This window comes from Candidatus Methylomirabilota bacterium (assembly GCA_035936835.1).
Lineage (GTDB): Bacteria > Methylomirabilota > Methylomirabilia > Rokubacteriales > CSP1-6 > AR37.
Map to the genome: position 1 here is coordinate 1 of DASYVT010000114.1, position 17925 is coordinate 17925.

At 67.3% G+C, this 17925-nt stretch carries 14 protein-coding genes; 2 read left to right on the forward strand and 12 right to left on the reverse strand.

The annotated features are described in order from the left end of the window. The 12 genes from VGV06_09175 to VGV06_09230 all read right to left on the reverse strand — a co-directional run. The coding region (locus VGV06_09175; protein ID HEV2055330.1) for an alpha/beta hydrolase at nt 1-850 on the reverse strand (850 nt) is incomplete at its 3' end. Between the two features lie 160 nt (nt 851-1010). Then, the gene (locus tag VGV06_09180; protein ID HEV2055331.1) at nt 1011-3413 is read right to left on the reverse strand and encodes a molybdopterin-dependent oxidoreductase; all 2403 of its coding nucleotides are present in this window, start codon (nt 3411-3413) and stop codon (nt 1011-1013) included. A 411-nt stretch (nt 3414-3824) separates the two neighbouring features. Then, entirely contained in the window at nt 3825-4934 is a 1110-nt protein-coding gene (locus tag VGV06_09185; protein HEV2055332.1) for an MBL fold metallo-hydrolase, read from the reverse strand. Nucleotides 4935-5104: 170 nt separating this feature from the next. Continuing rightward, the gene (locus VGV06_09190) at nt 5105-5983 is read right to left on the reverse strand and encodes an alpha/beta hydrolase (protein ID HEV2055333.1); all 879 of its coding nucleotides are present in this window, start codon (nt 5981-5983) and stop codon (nt 5105-5107) included. Nucleotides 5984-6216: 233 nt separating this feature from the next. Further along, entirely contained in the window at nt 6217-7203 is a 987-nt protein-coding gene (locus tag VGV06_09195; protein ID HEV2055334.1) for an ABC transporter substrate-binding protein, read from the reverse strand. 454 nt (nt 7204-7657) lie between these two features. Next, on the reverse strand, nt 7658-9208 hold the full coding sequence (locus VGV06_09200) for an ABC transporter substrate-binding protein (protein HEV2055335.1): 1551 nt from the start codon (nt 9206-9208) through the stop codon (nt 7658-7660). A gap of 217 nt (nt 9209-9425) precedes the next feature. Next, nucleotides 9426-10145 (reverse strand): ABC transporter ATP-binding protein, encoded by a 720-nt coding sequence (locus tag VGV06_09205; GenBank protein HEV2055336.1) that lies wholly within the window; start codon nt 10143-10145, stop codon nt 9426-9428. Next, nucleotides 10135-10872 (reverse strand): ABC transporter ATP-binding protein, encoded by a 738-nt coding sequence (locus VGV06_09210; protein ID HEV2055337.1) that lies wholly within the window; start codon nt 10870-10872, stop codon nt 10135-10137. Before VGV06_09210 ends, VGV06_09205 begins: the two co-directional genes overlap by 11 nt. Next, complete coding sequence (locus tag VGV06_09215) at nt 10869-11798, reverse strand: branched-chain amino acid ABC transporter permease (protein ID HEV2055338.1); 930 nt, start codon at nt 11796-11798, stop codon at nt 10869-10871. The genes VGV06_09210 and VGV06_09215 overlap by 4 nt, the downstream gene beginning before the upstream one ends. Further along, on the reverse strand, nt 11795-12655 hold the full coding sequence (locus VGV06_09220; GenBank protein ID HEV2055339.1) for a branched-chain amino acid ABC transporter permease: 861 nt from the start codon (nt 12653-12655) through the stop codon (nt 11795-11797). Before VGV06_09220 ends, VGV06_09215 begins: the two co-directional genes overlap by 4 nt. A gap of 89 nt (nt 12656-12744) precedes the next feature. Then, entirely contained in the window at nt 12745-13980 is a 1236-nt protein-coding gene (locus VGV06_09225) for an ABC transporter substrate-binding protein (protein HEV2055340.1), read from the reverse strand. Nucleotides 13981-13999: 19 nt separating this feature from the next. Beyond that, nucleotides 14000-14539 (reverse strand): VOC family protein, encoded by a 540-nt coding sequence (locus VGV06_09230; GenBank protein HEV2055341.1) that lies wholly within the window; start codon nt 14537-14539, stop codon nt 14000-14002. 358 nt (nt 14540-14897) lie between these two features. Between VGV06_09230 and VGV06_09235 the strand changes: the two genes are divergently transcribed. Beyond that, entirely contained in the window at nt 14898-17165 is a 2268-nt protein-coding gene (locus VGV06_09235) for a xanthine dehydrogenase family protein molybdopterin-binding subunit (protein HEV2055342.1), read from the forward strand. 29 nt (nt 17166-17194) lie between these two features. After that, nucleotides 17195-17925, forward strand: a 731-nt coding sequence (locus VGV06_09240) for a PIG-L deacetylase family protein (GenBank protein ID HEV2055343.1), incomplete at its 3' end; no start/stop codon positions are given.

Genomic DNA, 17925 nt, shown 5'->3' on the forward strand with positions numbered 1-17925 from the left:
GAGGGCGTTTGCCTCCGATGAAGTCCCGCACCAGCTCGGCTATGCGCGCCTGGTCTGCGGTCCAGACCACGTGGTCGTCGCCGGGCAGCTCGACATACAGCGCGCTGGGGATCCGCTCAGCAAGAAAGCGCCCATGGCTTACATTGACGACCCGGTCGCCGGTCCGGTGGATGATCAGAGTGGGAAGGGTGATCTGGTCCAGCACATCCGTGATATCGATTTCGATGGCCGCGCGAACGATCGTCTGGAGCGTGCCCGGAGAGACAAGGTAGCGAGCCGCCCTTGACCAGTCCCGGGCGTCCGCGCCGCTGAGGGAAAAGCTTGGGGCCCATATGGCATGCCCGGTGCCGCGCTCGAACAGCTCGTAAAAAGCCGAGGTTACGGCCTCGATCTGTCCGGGTTTGTCCGACAGCAGCGCGTAGATGCTCTTGTTCCAGTCCAGCTTGGCAAAGGAGTCGATCATGACCAGGGCTACCGTTCGCTCCGGTCGCGTCGCCGCAAAAAAGGCGGCCGCCGCGCCCCCTTCGCCGAGTCCCATCACCACCGCCTTCTCGGTCTTGGTAGCGTCGAGGATTGCCTCGATATCGGCCGCGTGCTGTTCGACCGTCGGCACTTCGCCCTCTTTGAACGGGTCCGACATCCCCGTCCCCCGCTTGTCCAGCAAGATGAGACGACTGAAGGACGCGAGACGGTCCAGGAAACGCGCTACGCGGGGCTCTTCCCACATGTGCTCAATGTGCGAAATCCACCCGTGCATGAACACGAGGTCAGGAGGCCCTGTGCCGATTGTTTGATACGCGATGTGGTAGTCCCCGCTCTTCGCGTACTTCGTCTCTGGGAGAGTCGTCATGGCAGCCTCCAGAACATCTATGGCCGACTACAGCAATTCGCTGGCGTCGTCGGTTCCGCGCGCCGAACGCTCCGCCTCAGCGGCGCGCGCGTCTCGCGCGCGACCGCTGCAGGTGGTAGTTAGCATGAAGGCGTTACCCTCCAAGCCACCGCTGGGACACTCAATCCGCGCGGCGGATCTGGCAGAGGTAGGCGCGGTGGGGGACCGACCCGCTGATCGGGTCGATCGCCGCGTTGCCGATGATGAGGTTGAAGTTGGCGCCCTCCGGACCGAAGGGGTCGTAGCCAGGCGCCCCGATCTCCGGGCAGGCCTGCCACCAACCATGCTGGCCGCAGACAACGCTCGGCTCCAGACTCTCGTTCAGCCGCGCGCGCGCTCGGATGCGCCCCTCCGGGGTCTCGATGGTCACCCAGTCGCCCGGACCGATGTCGCGCTCGGCGGCGGCCGCCGGGTGCAGCTCCACCTCCGGGTCGCGGGCACGCCGCCGCAAGCTCGGCAGGGCGCGGTGCTGGCTCTCGCAGAACTGAGTGTGCTTGGCGCAGGTCAGGATCAACGGATAGCGCTCGGCCAGCTCCGGGCGTGACAGCGGACCGATCAACGGCTCCTCGTGGTCCGGCAGCGGCGGGTAGCCGTGCTCCAGAAACGTCTCGGAGTAGAGCTCGATCTTGCGCGTCGGCGTTGCGAAGCCGTTCGGTACGCCCTCTTTCTGTTCGGCGTACTTTCGATAGCGCGTCTGGAGCGGCACCCGCACCCCCTTCGGGTTCTCGCGGAGCGCCTCGAGCGACACGCCGGACGGGCCGAGCTGGTAGCGGTAGGCTGCCTCGACGTCACCCTCCCAGAAGTGAGCGCCGAGACCGAGACGGCAGGCGAGATCGAACACGATCTCCGTATCGGAACGTGCCTCGCCGCGTGGCTCGACCACCGGCCGCCGCAGTTGCACCAGCGACTGCGCCGCCGGGCTCACGTCGAAGCCGATCTTGAGGCCCTCCCGCTCGAAGGGGGTCGCGACCGGCAGCACGACGTCGGCCAGCTCGGCGGTCGGGTTCATGAACAGGTCGGCGTGGACGTAGAAGTCGAGCGCCGCCAGCGCCGCGCGCCCCCGGTGGACATCGGCGTGGGCGAGGAGCAGATTGGCCCCGAACCCCACCAACCCCCGCACCGCGTAGGGTCGTTGCTCCAGGACGGCGCGGTACACCTCGTCCGTCGTGACATACTCCCAGCGGGACGGGCCCAGAGGGCGCTCTGGCAGGCCGAGCGCTCGGGCGCGCTGCTCTGCCGACAACAGTTCCTCGCCGGCGACGTTCGCGGCCGGCACGCTCGGGAAAAGCACGTTGCCGCCCTGCGCGTCGAAGCTGCCGGTCAAGGTGTAGAGCAGGGAGAGCGCCCGCGCGATCTGGGTGGCGTTGCTGTGCTGCTCGAGGCCGCTCCAGGCGTAGTAGGCGACAGGCCGCGCTTCCCAGAGCAGCCGGGCGGCTCCCGCGACCTGGTCGCGCCTGACCCCGCAGATCGTCTCGACCGCCTCGGGAGAGTAGCGCCGACAGACCTCGGCGCAGAGATCGAAGGCGGGCCGACAGGCGACTTCGCCGGCCGGTGTGCCGATTTCGTACTCGCCGAAGAGGGCCGGCTCGGCGCCGTCCCGCTCGTAGCGTCGGAGCGCTGGGTCATAAAGGAGTGGACGCCGCGTCGCTGCGTCCCAGGCCACGTACTTCCGCGCGCTCCCCTCGGGCGAGAGGTCGCGCTCGGTCAGCAGTCGCCCGTTGTCCGAGCGGACGAGCAGCGGCCCGTTCGTCCAGTCGCGGACGAAGGCGCGGTCGTACCACTCACGCTCGATCATCACGCTGGCGATCCCGAGCGCGAGCGCACCGTCACTGCCGGGCCGCACTCGCAGCCAGACGTCGGCCTTGCTGGCGAACCCGACGCGACGCGGATCGACCACGATCAGGCGAGCGCCGCGCTTGAGCGCCGCCACAGTCGCGGTCGCGTGAGCGAGCCGGGCGAGGCTTGGGTTATACCCCCAGAACAGGATGCAGCCGGCGTTCTCGAGATCCGGCATATGGGCGCCCGCCGTGCCCATGCCTACGCCGTAGGTGTAGCGGGGGGCAAAGCCTCGCCCCCAGCCGCACAGTTCCATCGACCCGCAGAGGTTCGGGCTGCCGAACGCCCGCATCAAGCGCTGGATCCAGGCCACCGAGTCCGCTATCGCCGACGTGGACGGCGAGACCACGCTGAACACGACGCTCTCAGGCCCGTGTCGCTCGGACAGCCGCCGGAGCCCGGTGGCGGTCAGGTCGAGGGCCTCGTCCCAGCTGATCCGTTGCCAGCCCGGGTCCGGATCGCCCTTCGGGCGCGTCCGCTTCCGCGGATAGAGCAGCCGGTCCGGGTGATAGACGAGCTCCGGCGCGGCTCGTCCCTTGGCACAGAGCGCCTGGCCGGTGGGGTGCGACGGATCCGGCTCCAGAGCCACGAAGCGACCATTCTCGACGATGGCGATCGAACCGCACCGCGAGATACACAGCGCACAGTACCCAGGAATCCGCTGGGTGGCGTGCTGGTCCGCTAGCATTGCGATGCCTCCTGCTCGGACTGCCAGCCGGTCGGGTTCCATCACGTCGATGACAGCGCGGAGTTTTCTGACCGCTGCCCACCCGTCCTAACACCTCCCGGTGCATGAAAACGCTCGGTCATCAGTTCACGGGAGCCGCCTCCGTCTAGTCCGGGCCTCTCAATGACCGCCAAGCCGAGCCCTTGCACGCTAACGCGGCGGCTGAGCGGCCGGCGGTCGAGCGCACCTGGCAACGACGAGCGGGCTTCCCGCCGGACCGCTCCAGCCGCTGGTTAGGCAGGCGCCGCGTCCAGGTGGTAGTGAGCGATGGGCCGTCCACGATCCCGAGCAACGTCTGCGCCGGAGCGGGCTCTGTCGCGGGGCGAGGCCCCGCGCCAACCGCTCGGCGCGGTTCGCGCCACGAGGATGGGCTTAGGCACCGAAGATCACCCGCGTGCCCGTCGACGGCATGACGAGCTTCGCCGGCATCTCACGGTGGACTGCGATGATGGTGTTCATGCCCGTGCAGTGCATGGGAATGATGTAGTCGGGGTTGATCTCCTTGAATGCCGCGACGGTCTTGGCGACGATCTCGTCGGGGGCCGGGGCGAGATGGAAGCCGCCCACGATCGCGTGAATCTTTTCGACGCCCGTGGCCTTCTGGATCTGGCGTACCGAGTTGATCACACCGGCGTGGCCGCAGGACGTTATGACGACGAGCCCGCGGTCTTTCACGTGATACGCCGTGGCGTGCTCACCCTGGAAGTTGTCGGGCACCAGCTCGCCAGCCTTGGCCTCGACCTTCATGGCGCCGAAATGGGTCGCCGAGCACGCGGAGTCCATCGCGCCCGCGACGAGGCGGGCGGCGGCCGGCGGCTTCTCGAAGTCGGTCGTCCTCGAAATCTGTCCCGAGGTGATGGCGTGGCCGGCGACCACTGTCGGCTGCTTGGCGAGGACGACTCTGAGACCGCGCGCCTCAAGGCCGGCGCGGTCGAGCTGCCCGCCGTCCAGCGTGGTACCAGCCGGTGTCACCACCATGCGGTGGCAGAAGGTGTCCTCGCCACCCGCATAAAGGGTGAGGCCGGGCTTCAGCTTGCCTTGGGCGACTCTGGCGAGATCCGGCAGGGCGCCGTAGTGGTCGAGGTGACCGTGACTCAGGATCAGCGCGTCGGCCTTCGCCGGCTCCACCTTGAGCACGGCGTAGTTGTTCAGCAGGCTTGTCTCCCGGTAGCCGAAGTCCAACAGGATCTCGCGCCGCTCTGGGCCGCGGATCGATTCGAGGTGGTAGGCGAGACCGTGCTCGGCCAGGAGGGGATGGCCGGCCGGAGGGGGCGTGCGCTGGACGGTGATCGTGTCGAGCTTCCCGCCCTTGGCGAAGATGTCGTAGATGTTGTCGACGACATTGGTCATAACGAGGCGGTCGACCGTGGGCACCGCTCCGCTCTGCGCCAAGGCTGCGCGACTGCCGATACGCGTCACGCCGCCGAGCGCAACCGCGCCACCCGTCACGGCTCCAAGCTTGAGGAACTGGCGTCGGTTCATGGCCCCCTCCTTGTGTTGTGGAGAGCGTACACCATTTACTGCGGCGTCTCCCTCCGGTTAATACCCCTCTGCCTAACGCTCATGTTGAACGGCCGCGGCGAGCGAATGCGAGCCAGCGGTCCGTTCGAACATGTTGTTATGCGGATTGCCGCGTGCCCGGATCGGTGCCGCTATTGCCCAGCCAGCCGTTGCCCGATGAACGCTTTCACCAGGGCGAGCGCACGATCCACGTTGACTCCGGCCGTATTGACAAAGTTGTGGGGAGCGCCAGGCAGTAGCTCCAGCTGAAGCTTGCCGCCCGCAGCTTGATATGCAGCAGCGAATCGCTGCTGCATCTCCGGGCCATTCCCGTCCGCGGTGCCCTGGAGCAACAGCACCGGTGGCACATTGACCGGCTCGCGACGCTGCAAGATGAGCTGCGGATTACCCTCTTGAAGGCTCCCGGGCGGCGAAAAATAGATGTCGAAGCCTTTCAACACTGCATTGTTGCCGGCCTGCTGGTTATACGCGCGTCGACCGAGCGGGTCTGACATCGGGTAGGCGAGGATGATGTAGTCGGGAGTGGCGCTGTCCGGTGCAATCCCCGGCAATGGCAGCGCCGCGTAGCGAGGGTCTGAGGAGCGCATGCTGCTCAGTAAGACGAGATGTCCGCCGCTCGAAGAACCGAACACGCCCACGGCGTGCGGAGAGGCATTGAATCTCGACGCGTTGGCGCGAAGCCAGCGGAGTGCGAAGTGGACGTCCGCAACGGAGTCGGGGTAGTGGTGTTGGGGACTCTGGCGAAAGTCGATGGCGACGACGACTATGCCCATCGCAGCGAGGGCTTTGTTCATGAGCGCGTGTTCATCTCGACGGACATCCTCACGCACCCAGTTTCCGCCATGAACATCCAGGATGGCAGGGAAAGGACCTGTCCCCTCAGGCTGGTAGATGGTGGCCTGGAAGGTCTTCCCGTCGACCTGCAGATAGTCGACATCTCGCGTTTGGACGGCAAGTGGCTCGCTGGCCAAACGAGGTGCTGGCGCCGTAGCTGCCGCCGGGAACGACATGGCTGGCGATGATGGCTGGACGGGCGCCTGGCTACAGCCGGCCAAGCTCAGCACTAGTGACAAGAGCACCCACGGACGGGACCGGGCTGGATCTAAAAGCATGAGACACCCTCCTTCTCGTGTGCGCCGGACAGCACCTGTCGCATAACGCCGTGGTGAGCGGCGCGCCAAGCGCGTCCGCTCCACTGCGAGGTTATGCGCTCCGTCGGCTCCGAGGAGGACAACACGCGCTGTCACTCAATCACCCGGTCCGCTCGTAAGAGCAGGGACGGCGGGATCGTGAGACCGATAGCCTTGGCCGTCTTAACGTTGATAACGAAATCGAACTTGGTTGCCTGCTCGACCGGGATCCCGGCGGGCTTGGCACCCTTGAGAATTTTGTCCACAAAGACGGCCGCGCGGCGATACATTTCGAGAAAATTCACCCCGTAGCCGATCAGGCCGCCAGCTTCGGCTAACTCAATGAATCCAGCCGAGGGGAGCCGATGCTTCGCGGCAAGGTCGGCGATCGCCCTTACGTTGGTGACGAACACCGCGTCCTCCAACACCAAAACCGCGTCAACGCGTCCTTTGGCCATTGCTGAAAAAGCAGCTTGGAGCTCGTTTGGGCCGCGCGCGTCAAATTGTTGCAACCCGATCTTCAACGCGCGGGCTGGATACTCCAGCCCTTGGAGCGCCGGCACGAAGAAGGGATTGTCTGGTTTCACGAGGATCGCCACCTGGGTGATGTGCGGCATGGCAGCCTTGAGCAGCTCGAGGCGTTTCGCCATGAGTTGGGGAAGGAAGTAGGTCGATCCGGTGATGTTCCCGCCCGGCCGCGCGAGGCCAGCGACGATGCCTGCGGCAACGGCGTCGCCGCTGTGCACCATGACGATCGGAATCTTCGTGGTCGCACGCTTGGCCACAAGGGTCCCCGGTGTCCCATAGGTCACAAGGAGGTCGACCTTGAGACAAACCAGCTCGGCCGCCAGGTCAGGGAGCCGACCGTACTTTTCCTCGGCCCAGCGGAACTCAATGACGATGTTCTTGCCCTCCACGTAACCGAGGTCACGAAGGCCCAACCGAAATGCCTCTACCCGGCTCGCCCAACTGGAAGCGGTGGTAGCACCCAGGAATCCAATCCGAGTGACCTTCGCCGCCTGCTGCGCATCGGCGGCGATCGGACCGGTGAGGAGGCCGAGGCTAAGGAGGCCCGCAACGAGGAAGCGTAAAGCGGTCATGCTCACCTTTCGGGTGATCGTAGGCGCTTCAGCATAGCGCACGCAGCGACGACCATGGAAACCCTCCAACCTGCCGACCCCACGCGGTACGCATAACGCTCAGTATCTTGAACTGCGTTATCTGACTGCGTAGTTCTGTATAGCACGACGAACGAGCCCGGCCGGGCTCCGTCGGCACCCGTGTTTCCGCGAACTTGCAGGGCGCGCCTTCGTTCCCTTGCCGTGATACACCGCGAGGCGCTGCAAGATATCACCTGGGCCTCCGCGGCCAACCCGATGTGTTTCCCGGCCTCTGAGCCGGGATTCCCGATATGGACCCATTTTCTCTTCCTCTGACGCTGCTGAGTGAGCCGCGCGCCCTCCGAACCAGCCAGGAGCCTTGGGGGCCGCGTCTTTTCGCGGCAGCTGAGCCATGCTACCTCGCGCGTTCACCCGTGATATCGGAAATCCGGGCTCAATTCCTCTTGAGGCGCACGTCCTCGAGGGGCGCCGACCAGGGGTAGGGATCGATCAGCATGAGCGCGGGCTCCGCGACCCGCGGCCCGACGCCGCTCGGCCAGATGTACTCGTAAATGGGCCCGAAGCGGACGCGCTCGTGGAGGAGCCGCTGGATCTGGTGCAGGATCGCTTCGCGCTTCTTCCGGTCGGTCTCGCGGGCCTGCTGCTTGTAGAGCGCGTCGATGTCGGGATAGCCGCCGTAGGCGAAGGCGCCGTCGCTCGGCACAAGTTCTGCCATACGCGAGGCCGCGTTGCCGTACACCGCGTTGATGCAGACGCACAGCCCGTGGAGCTTCTTCGAGGCCAGCGCCGAGTAGAAGGCCGCGCGCTCCATCGTCCGCAGCTTCGTCTTGATCCCCACGGTCCCGAGCATTCCTCCGATCGCCTCGACCATGGAGAAATAGGGAGGCCACGGATACAGATCGCCGGCGTCGAAGCCGTTCGGGTAACCGGCCTCGGCGAGGAGCTGTTTCGCCTTCGCGGGATCGTACGCGTAGGGCTCAAGGGGAAGCGCGAAGTCGAACTTTCTCGGCACGATGCTGCCGGTGAGCCGGGAGGCTCCGAGATTCTCGGCCTCGTTCACCGCGCGGCTGTCGATGGCGTGCATGGCGGCCAGCCGCACCCGCCGGTCGTGCCACGGTGACTTGGGATCCCACTGGTCGAGGAAATCCACGTAGAAGGTCCCGATGCCTCCGGAGAAGGCGAGCTTGAGAGTGGGATCGCGCTTTATATCCTGCGCCTGCGGGCCATCCAGGAGATACGCGAGATCCACCTCGCCCCTCTTCAGCATGGCCATCCGCGTGGTCGCGTCGGGAATGCTCTTGTAGACCAGCCGCTTGACCGAGGGGACTTTCCGCCAGTAACCCTCGTACGCTTCCATGACCAGCTCGATGCCAGGCGTGTTGCTCACGAACTTGTACGGCCCGAGTCCGATGGGATGCTTCTTGAAGCCGTCGGCCCCGACCTGCTCGAAATACTTCTTGGGCACGATCCAGCCCGCCCCGGTCGCGAACGTGCCGTAGTAGGCCATGAAATCCGGAAAGGGCTCGTGCAGCTGGAACCGGACGCGGTAGGGATCGACGATCGTGACGTCCCGGACTTTCTCCTGGAGACTCTTGGCGCCCTTGGTCCGATGGAAGCTGAACTTCACGTCCTCGGCGGTGAAGGGATCACCGTTGTGGAACCGGAGGCCCTCGCGCAGCTTGAACTCGTAGACGCGCTGATCCGCGCTCACCGTCCACGACTCGGCGAGGCTCGGCGTCAGCTGGTTGCCGGGCATGGGCTTGACGAGCGCGTCGTGGAGGGCGTACAGGACCCAGAAGGGCGTGATCACGCCCACGACAGACTCGCCCGGGTCGAACCAGGCCGGCGCCAGCGTCACGTACAGCGCCCAGCGCATCTCTCCTTCAGGCTTGGCTTGGGCTGACACCGGGGCGACGGAGCCGCCCGCGGGGAGGAGGCACAGCGAGAGCAGGCAAGACAGGGCGAGCGTCCGTTTACCTTTCACGTCCGAGCCTCCCTTCCATGGCGCCGCGGCGATCCTGCCAGATCGCCGCGGCCGCGTCAAATGGGAACCTGCGCGGGTGCTGTTGGTCTATGAAAATGTCACCACGTGCAGAGCGCCTACCTCAATCGTTTCTACTACGACTGCATCGTCTACACCGAGGAGGCCCTGCGTTTTCTCATCGACACCCTGGGCGTCGTCGTCGGCTCTTCCCGACGGATCAGTAGATGCCCAGGTGCTGGCTCAGGTCGATGCCGCGCTGGCGCAGCTCGGCCGCCGATCCCTGGACCGCCACGTGGCCGCTATTGAGGATGACGATGTCGTCGGCCACGTCGAAGACCAGCTTGGCGTTCTGCTCGACGAGCACGATGGACAGCCCCTGCTCCTTGAGGCGCCGGATGGTCGACATGACCTCGGCCACGATCTGCGGGGCCAGGCCTTCCGACGGCTCGTCCATCAAGAGCACGCGCGGGTTCGACATCAGGGCCCGGCCGATCGCGAGCATCTGCTGCTCGCCGCCGGAGAGAGAGCCGGCGATCTGCTGGTGGCGCTCGCGAAGGACCGGGAAGAGGGCGAAGACCGTCTCGAGCGTCCACAGCATGGGCAGGCGGCTCCGCGGCTTGCGCCCGGCCACGGCCAGGTTTTCCCGAACGGTGAGGCTGCGAAAGACGCGGCGCCCCTGCGGTACCAGGGCCACGCCCTGCGCGGCGATGGCCTCGGGGGCGCGGCCGGTGACCGCGCTTCCAAAGACGGTGACGGCGCCGTGGCGCGGGGGGAGCAGGCCGACCGTCACGTTCATGGATGTCGACTTGCCGGCGCCGTTACGGCCGAGCAGACCGAGGAGCCGGCCTTCGCCCAGATGCAGCGACACCCGGTGCAGCACATGGCTGTCGCCATAGAAGGCGTCGATCTCGCTCAGCGCGAGCGCGTCACTCGCCAAGGTAGATCTCCTTGGTCCGTGGATGGGCGACCACCTCGCCGCGCGTTCCCTCGACGATGACTTTGCCGAAATGCAGGACGGTGATCCGCTCAGCGAAGTCGAGAGCCACGTCCATATCGTGCTCGATCATCACGATCGTCACGTCACGGGGGATGCTCGTGACGAGCCGGAGCACGTCACGCCGCTCGTCGATCGACAGGCCCGCGAACGGCTCGTCGAGCAGCAGGACCCTCGGGTTTTGCGCCAGGGCCATGGCAATCTCGGCGCGGCGGCGCTCGCCGTAGGACGTCTGAGCGAGTGGACGCTCGGCAAGATGGTCGAGGCCAACCCGCGCCAGCGTTGCGTGCGCCTGGTCCACCAGACTCTCTCGCTTCGCGAGCCTGACGAACGGGTTCCAGCGAAGGCGAGACAGGCCGAGCAATGACAAGGTGATGTTGCGCAACAGCGTCTCGCCCTGGAACAGCGTGATGATCTGATAGGTGCGGGCGATGCCGAGATGGGTCCGCCGACGGCTAGGGACGCGGGTGATGTCCCGATCGAAGAGGGTGACCGACCCGCCGTCCGGGCTGAGCTCGCCGGTGATGAGATTGAACAGCGTCGTCTTGCCGGCGCCGTTCGGGCCGATGATGAGACGGCGCTCGCCGGCCTCGACGCCCAGATTCACCTCCGCCGTGACGCGGAGGCCGCCGAACCGCTTCTCGAGCCCGCGGACGGCCAGCGCGCTCATCGCCCGCGGACCCGCCGCGCGAGCCGGGCCACACCCGGCACCAGCCCTTCCGGCATGAACACGACAATGGCGACGAAGATGGCGCCGAGGACGAAGTTCCAGCGCTCGATGTAGCCGCTCGCCACGTTCTTGATCAGCACGACCAGCCCCGCGCCGACAATGGGCCCGAGCAGCGTGGCCGAGCCGCCCGCGATCACCATCAGGAGCGCCTCCGCGGAGGCGGTGAGGGCCACCGCCTGCGGGCTCACGAACTGGTTGTAGTAGAGATAGAGCAGTCCGGCCACGCCACTCCAGAAGGCCGAGAAGAGAAAGGCGAGAAAACGGATCATCCAGACGTGGTAGCCAAGCGCGTTCATGCGCCGCGGCTGATCGCGGGTGCCGCGCACGCTCGCCCCGAACGGCGAGGCGACGAAGATAGCCATGGAGATGACGGCGATCACGAACACAATGAGGGTCGCCCAGTAGAAGCGCGCGGGCGTGGTCAGCGACAGCCCGAGCGGGCTCGGGCGGCCGGTGATGGAGATGCCGTTGTCGCCGTTGGTGAGGCTGATCCAGCGATAGGCGACCCCCCAGACGATCTGGCCGAGAGCCACCGTGATCATGACGAAGCCGAGCCCGGTGCCGCGCAGGGCCAGCACGGCGAAGATCGCGGCGGCCACGAGCGTCACCAAGAGGGCGCCGGTGGCCACCGTGACGTGGCCATAGCCGGCATTCATGATCTTCGCAGCGGCGTAGGCGGCGATGCCGAAAAGCCCCGCGTGGCCGAGCGTGACGAGCCCGGCATGGCCGACCAGCACGTTCACGCCGAGCGCGAGGATCGCGTAGAAGAGGATCTGGCTCGCGATATTGACGTAGAAGGTGCCGCCGACCCAGAGGGGAACCGCCGCGAGGATGGCGAGGGCGGCGGTCGAGGCGAGCCGCCTCACAGCGCCTGCCGTCCGAAGAGGCCCTGGGGCCGCACCACCAGCACGATGAGCATGGGCAGGAAGAGCACGACGTACGCGAGCTCGGGAAACATGGCCTGGCCGAAGTTGTAGAGGAAGCCGACCACGAAGCTACCCACGAGCGAGCCGAGCAGGCTGCCGCTCCCGCCCAGGATGACGACGACGAGAGCCAGGGGCAGCATCTCCTGGTCGAGCCCCGGATAGACGGAGAGGATGGGGCCGCCGATGACGCCGGCAAAGCCGGCCAGCCATGCCCCCAGGCAGAAGACGATGGTAAAGAGCCGCGAGACCCGGATGCCCACCACCCGAGCCATGGACGGATCGTCGACGCCGGCGCGGATCATGGCGCCGAGCCGCGTCCGGTCGAGCAACGCCCACAGCGCGGCCGCGAAGATCACGGCGATGAGGCTGATTGCGAGGCGATACGTGGGGAAGCCCAGCCCCAGCAGAGAAGTCGCGCCACGCAGACCTCTCGGCGTGTCGATGCGGATGGGATCACCGGTCCACACCATGAGGCAGACGTCGGCGACCATGAAGGAGAGCCCGAGGGTGACCAGGACCTGCGCCAGCTCCGCGCCGGCCAATCGGCGCAGGATGAGGCGCTCGACGATGCCGCCGAAGGCGGCGACAAGCAGCCCCCCGACGAGGGCGGCCGCCCAGAAATTGAACCCGCGCGCGATCAGGCTAGTGGCGAAGTAGGCGCCCAGCATGAAGAACGAGCCGTGCGCCAGGTTCGGAATTTTCATCAGCCCGAAGATCAGCGAGAAGCCGGCGGACAGGAGAAAGAGAAGGCCGCCGAGCGTGATGCTGTTGACGGCCAACACCACCCACAAGTTCATGCGTTCCGTTCCGAGCGGCGGCTTTACCGCCGCAACTCTGTTCTTGGGGGAGGTCGGGAGGGGGCCGCCGAGGCCCCCTCCTGTGATCTTCAGCTCTTCAGCGGCGGATAGTCCCGCGAGTAGACGGGCTGCGAGAGGAACCACTTTTCGTCATAGGTCCAGAACTGACTCACCTTGGGATAGGTCTTGATCGTCGTATTGACGAGCTTGTCCCCCTTCTTCTCGCAGCGGCGGATGTAGAAGGCGCCGACGACGTTTCCCAAGCGATCGAAGGTGAAGGGCCCGCGCGGCGTGTCGGTGAGCGACACCGCGCGGAGCGCCCGGTTAAAGGCTTCCCGGTCCTCCGTCTTCCCGCCTGTCTTCTCGAGCGCCGCCTCCGCGATCATGCCGTTGATGTAGAGGCCGGCCGCGTAGAGACCCGGGATATTGCCGTAGTCTTTCACCATCCCGTCGACGAGCCGCTTGTTGCTCGGCGTGTCGAGATCGCCCGTGTAGAACGAGCAGGAGATCAGCCCGATCGCCTCGTCGCCGTAGCTCTTGAGGAGCGCATCGTCGCAGGCCGTCCCCCCGCCGAGCACGGGCAGCGTGAGCCCCTGGTCCTTGTACTGCTTCATGAACTTCAGCGGGTTCGATCCCGCGAAGCCCTGGACGACGGCGTCGACGCCGCTGATCTGCGCGAGATACGGCGTGTAGTCGGGAGTCACGAGCGGCGGCCACAGCTTCTTCACGACCCGGCCGCCCGCATCCTCGAAGACGCGCTGGAAGCCGGCCATCTGCTCGTGGCCGAAGGCGAAGTCGTCCGCGATGGTGATCACGCGCTTGAACTTCAGCTCCTTGGCGGCGTAGTCGGCGAGCGGGTGCATGTTCTGGGAGGAGGTCGCGGAGGCCCGGATGAAGTAGGGATTCGGTCGGCGCTGGGTCATGTCCTCGGCGGCGGCCAGACTCAGAAGCGGCATCTTCGCCTGCGCGGTGTAGTCGGTGATGGCGAGCAGCTCGAAGGCCGCGAGCGGACCGAGGATCATGTCGACGTTGTCGCGCTCGGTCAGCTCCTGGGTCTTGGTCTTGGTGCCCGCGGGATTTCCGCCCGTGTCGGCCACCACGAGCTCGACCTTGCGGCCGGCCAGCGTGTAGTTGCGATCCTTGAGGAAGCGGATGGTGCCCTGCTCCATCTGGATGCCGCCCGCGGCGAGCGGTCCGGTCTTCACGGTGAGCAGGCCGATGCGGACCGGCTTGCCCTGCGCCCTCGCCGGGCTCGGCAGCGTCGTCACCGCCAGCGCGGTACCAGTACCCATCAGGAATGTACGACGATCGAGCTGTACCGTCATTGGGCTCCCCCTCCTCGGGCTAGGTCTTGCGAGCTACATCGAGCGTCGCGGTCTCCTCGGACGTCCGCCCTCCGACCGGCACGTCACGGAGCTGATTCCACAGGCGGTCGACCTCCGCCAGCACCGCGTCGTCAGATTGCTCGATGTCGATGGGCTTCACGGTGGGCACCCAGCAGGGCCGGCCCGTGACCCAGAACACCTCGGTGCGATTGCCTTCGGGGTCGAAGAAGTAGCAGCCGATGGCGCTGGCATGGTTGACGACGCCTTCGATGAGGTAACCCTCGGCCACCAGACGCCGGCGAAAGCTCCGCAGGTCGTCGAGAGTGGCCACGCGCATGGAGATCTGCTGGATGAGATGGGGATCCGTACCGTCGGGCCGCCCGCGCATGAGCGCGATCTCGTGGTCCACCGCTTCCGGATCCGCGCTGAGAAAAACGGCGCCCGCGCGCCAGTTCTGCTTGGTCACCTGCATGCCCATGACATCCCGGTAGAACGCGACCATCCGGTCGAGGTCGCGCACGTAGATTCCGACGTGTCCGAGCCCCATCACCCTTGCCATGTCTGCCCCCTTGTGCGCCCGTAGCCTACCCGAGCGCGTAGAAGCCCTTGGCGCCGCCAGCCAGGATCTCTGCCCATAGGAAACCCAACGCCAGGTCGCATCACGCGGCCCCATACAGCGGGCATCCAGGCCCCGCTGAAAGACCCCAGCGTCGTCGACCGCCGGCCCCGGAGCCGAGACCGCCCGGCTTTGATCCGGCTCCTGCGGCGATACTGCCCCGGGACAGGGGCGTCGTCAAGGGCCGCGGGAGCACCGCGCCGCACCGGGTCCTCTTTTCTTCCGGCGGCGGCCATGCTATAGGTTCCGCGCGCTCCACCGTCCACCGCACAAGCGGCCGTCCATCTCACAGGAGGGCAGCATGATCGGCGCTTCCCACTACCGCATCGGCGGCGATCGGCTCGCCGCGGGAGCTGGATGCTTCGTGGCCGATGTCCGCGTGCCCAGCATGCTCCACGCGGCGGTGCTCCGCTCGCGCCACGCCCACGCCCGGCTGGTCGGGATAGACGCCAAGCGGGCGCTCGAGCTGCCGGGCGTGCGCGCCGTGCTGACGGCCGCTGACGTGCCCGAGGCCGCCGTCATCCCGAACCGCGTGGGAGCGCCGCCCGGAACCGAGCGCTATCTCCAGCCCGCGATCGCCCGTTCCGTCGTCCGGTACGTGGGCGAGCCGGTGGCCCTGGTCGTGGCCGATGACCGCTACGTCGCGGAGGACGCGCTCGAGCTGATCGACGTCGTCTACGATCCCCTGCCCGTCTGCGCAACCGTGGCGGGGGCGCTCGCGCCCGGCGCGCCGCTCCTCTTCCCCCGCACCGAGTCCAACAATGTCGCCGTGATCGCGATGCGGGTCGGCGACGTCGACGCGGCGCTCGCCGCGGCGGCCGTGGTCATTCGCGAGCGGTTCGTCTATCCGCGGCAGACCGCGGCGGCCCTCGAGACGCGGGGGCTCGTCGCCGTGCCGCCGGATCCCGCCGGCGGAGAGCTCCACCTCATCGGATCGACCAAGTGCATCCACATCAACCGGAGCATCCTGGCTCCGATCTTCGGGATCCCGCTCGGCGCCCTTCGCCTGACCGAGGTGGACGTGGGAGGCGGATTCGGCGTGCGCGGCGAGCTCTACCCCGAGGACATCCTGGTGCCGCTCGCGGCCATGAAGCTCGGCCGCCCGGTCCGGTGGATCGAGGAGCGCCGCGAGAGCCTGATGGCGACGAACCACGCGCGCCAGGTCGAGTACCAGGTCGAGATGGGCTTCGACGGAGCCGGGCGCATCCTCGGCCTGCGGGCCCTGATCTTTGCCGACATCGGCGCGTACGTGAGGACGGCGGCCCTGGTGCCCGCTGAATTCGGCGCGGCGCTCCTCCCGGGTCCGTATCGCGTGCCCAGCTATGCCTGCGATCTTTGGTCGGTCGTCACCAACAAGACGCCCGCGGGGACGCTTCGCTCCCCCGGGCGCCCCGAGTGCAACTTCGCCCGCGAACGCCTGATGGACCTCGGGGCCGCCCGGCTCGGTCTCGATCCGGCCGAGATCAGGCGGCGCAACCTGATCCGCGCCGACGAGATGCCCTACGATTGCGGCACCAAGTCATTCGGCGCGAACACCGTCTACGACTCGGGCGACTACCCGGCGCTCTTCGACGAGCTGCTGCGCCGCCTGGACTACGATCGCGCGCGCGAGGAGCAGGCGGCGCGCAACGCGCGGCCGGGACCGCGGCGGGGCATCGGGCTCTCGGTCTACGTGGAGAAGACCGGCCTCGGGCCGTTCGAGACCGCCCATCTCGAGGCGCGGGCCGACGGGCGGTTCACCGTCGACACCGGCGCCTCGTCCATGGGGCCCGGGCTCGAGACGGTGCTCGCCCAGATCCTGGGCGAGACCCTCGGCGTGACAGCCGACCGCTTCGAGGTACGCCACGCCGATACGTCCAACATCGAGAGCGGCGTCGGCACGTACGGCTCGCGCGGCACGGTGACGGCGGGGAATGCCGTCGCCATGGCCGCGGTGAAGCTCGTCGACGAGGCAACGTCGAGGGCGGCCGCCAAGTGGGGCGTGCCGGAGGCCGAGGTCGGGTACGCCGCCGGAACGCTCGAGGCGCCCGGCCGCCGCGTCACGCTCGCCGAGCTTGCCGCCGAGCGACGGCTCGCCGTGGGCGCCTCGTTCAACGTGCCGAAGATCACGTATGCGGGGTGCGCGGTCGGGGTGATCGCCGACGTGGACGTCGAGACCGGCGCCGTGCGTCTCACGCGCGTCGTGATCGGCGCCGACGTCGGCCGCGCCGTCAACCCCGCCCTCGTCGACGCGCAGCTCGTCGGCGGCGTCGCCTTCGGCATCGGCAACACGCTGCACGAAACGCTCGAGTACGACGCCGGCGGGCAGCTCCTCTCGGGCACGCTCATGGACTACGCCCTGCCGTACGCGCAGGACGTCCCGCCCGTGGAGGGCTTCTACCAGGAAGTCCGGGCGACGACGAACCCGCTCGGCCTGCGGGGCTTGGGCGAGTGCGGCAATCCGGGCCTGGGCGGCGCCATCGCCAACGCCGTCTCCGACGCGCTCCGCGACCTGGGAGTCGGCATCACGGTCCTTCCGCTGACCCCCGCGCTGGTGTTCGCCGCGATCCGGGACACGGTCCGCCCTTGACAGCCGATAGATAGTAGACGCTGGAGACCATGATGCCGGCCGAGCCAGAGAAAGACGCCCCCACCCCCGGCATCCCGGAGCGCGCCGAACCGGCGAAATCGGACACCCGCGAGCCGACCGCCCCTGCCCGGGTGCTCTCCATCCACGCGCATCCGGACGACCAGGAGTTCACCGTGGGCGGCACGCTGGCGAAGTGGGCGCGGGCGGGCAGCCATGTCGTCACGGTGTGCATCACCAGCGGCGGCGCCGGCTCCAACGAACACACACCCCCGAACATAACGCGGGACGCGCTGGTGCCGATCCGCGAGGAGGAGCAGCGGCAGGCCTGCCGCGTGCTCGGCGTCTCCGAGGTGGTCTTCCTCGGTTACGAGGACGGCATGCTCGAGGCCTCGCTCGCGCTGCGGCGGGAGCTGACGCGGGTCATCCGCCGCCACCGTCCCGACGCGGTGGTGTGCGGAGATCCGACGGTGCGCTTCTACGGTGCCATGTACCTGAACCACCCCGACCACCGCGCCGCGTCCGACGCCGCCCTCGACGCCGTCTTCCCCTCGGCCGAGACGCGGCTCATCTTCCCCGAGCTTCTCGACGAGGGACTCGAACCCCACAAGGTCCAGGCGGTGTTCATCCACGGCTCGGAGTCGCCCGACACCTTCATCGACATCTCGGAGGTCCTCTCAGTCAAACTCGCCGCCCTCAAGGAGCACCGCACCCAGATGGGCACGTGGGATCCGACCGAGATGATCACCGGGTGGGCGCGCAT

Excerpts from the sequence above, each read along its gene's own strand:
- VGV06_09185 (HEV2055332.1), bottom strand. The coding sequence starts at position 4,934 with ATGAACCGACGCCAGTTCCTCAAGCTTGGAGCCGTGACGGGTGGCGCG.
- VGV06_09220 (HEV2055339.1), bottom strand. The coding sequence starts at position 12,655 with ATGAACTTGTGGGTGGTGTTGGCCGTCAACAGCATCACGCTCGGCGGC.
- VGV06_09190 (HEV2055333.1), bottom strand. The coding sequence starts at position 5,983 with ATGTCGTTCCCGGCGGCAGCTACGGCGCCAGCACCTCGTTTGGCCAGC.
- VGV06_09225 (HEV2055340.1), bottom strand. The coding sequence starts at position 13,980 with ATGACGGTACAGCTCGATCGTCGTACATTCCTGATGGGTACTGGTACC.
- VGV06_09210 (HEV2055337.1), bottom strand. The coding sequence starts at position 10,872 with ATGAGCGCGCTGGCCGTCCGCGGGCTCGAGAAGCGGTTCGGCGGCCTC.
- VGV06_09235 (HEV2055342.1), top strand. The coding sequence starts at position 14,898 with ATGATCGGCGCTTCCCACTACCGCATCGGCGGCGATCGGCTCGCCGCG.
- VGV06_09230 (HEV2055341.1), bottom strand. The coding sequence starts at position 14,539 with ATGGCAAGGGTGATGGGGCTCGGACACGTCGGAATCTACGTGCGCGAC.
- VGV06_09180 (HEV2055331.1), bottom strand. The coding sequence starts at position 3,413 with ATGCTAGCGGACCAGCACGCCACCCAGCGGATTCCTGGGTACTGTGCG.
- VGV06_09195 (HEV2055334.1), bottom strand. The coding sequence starts at position 7,203 with ATGACCGCTTTACGCTTCCTCGTTGCGGGCCTCCTTAGCCTCGGCCTC.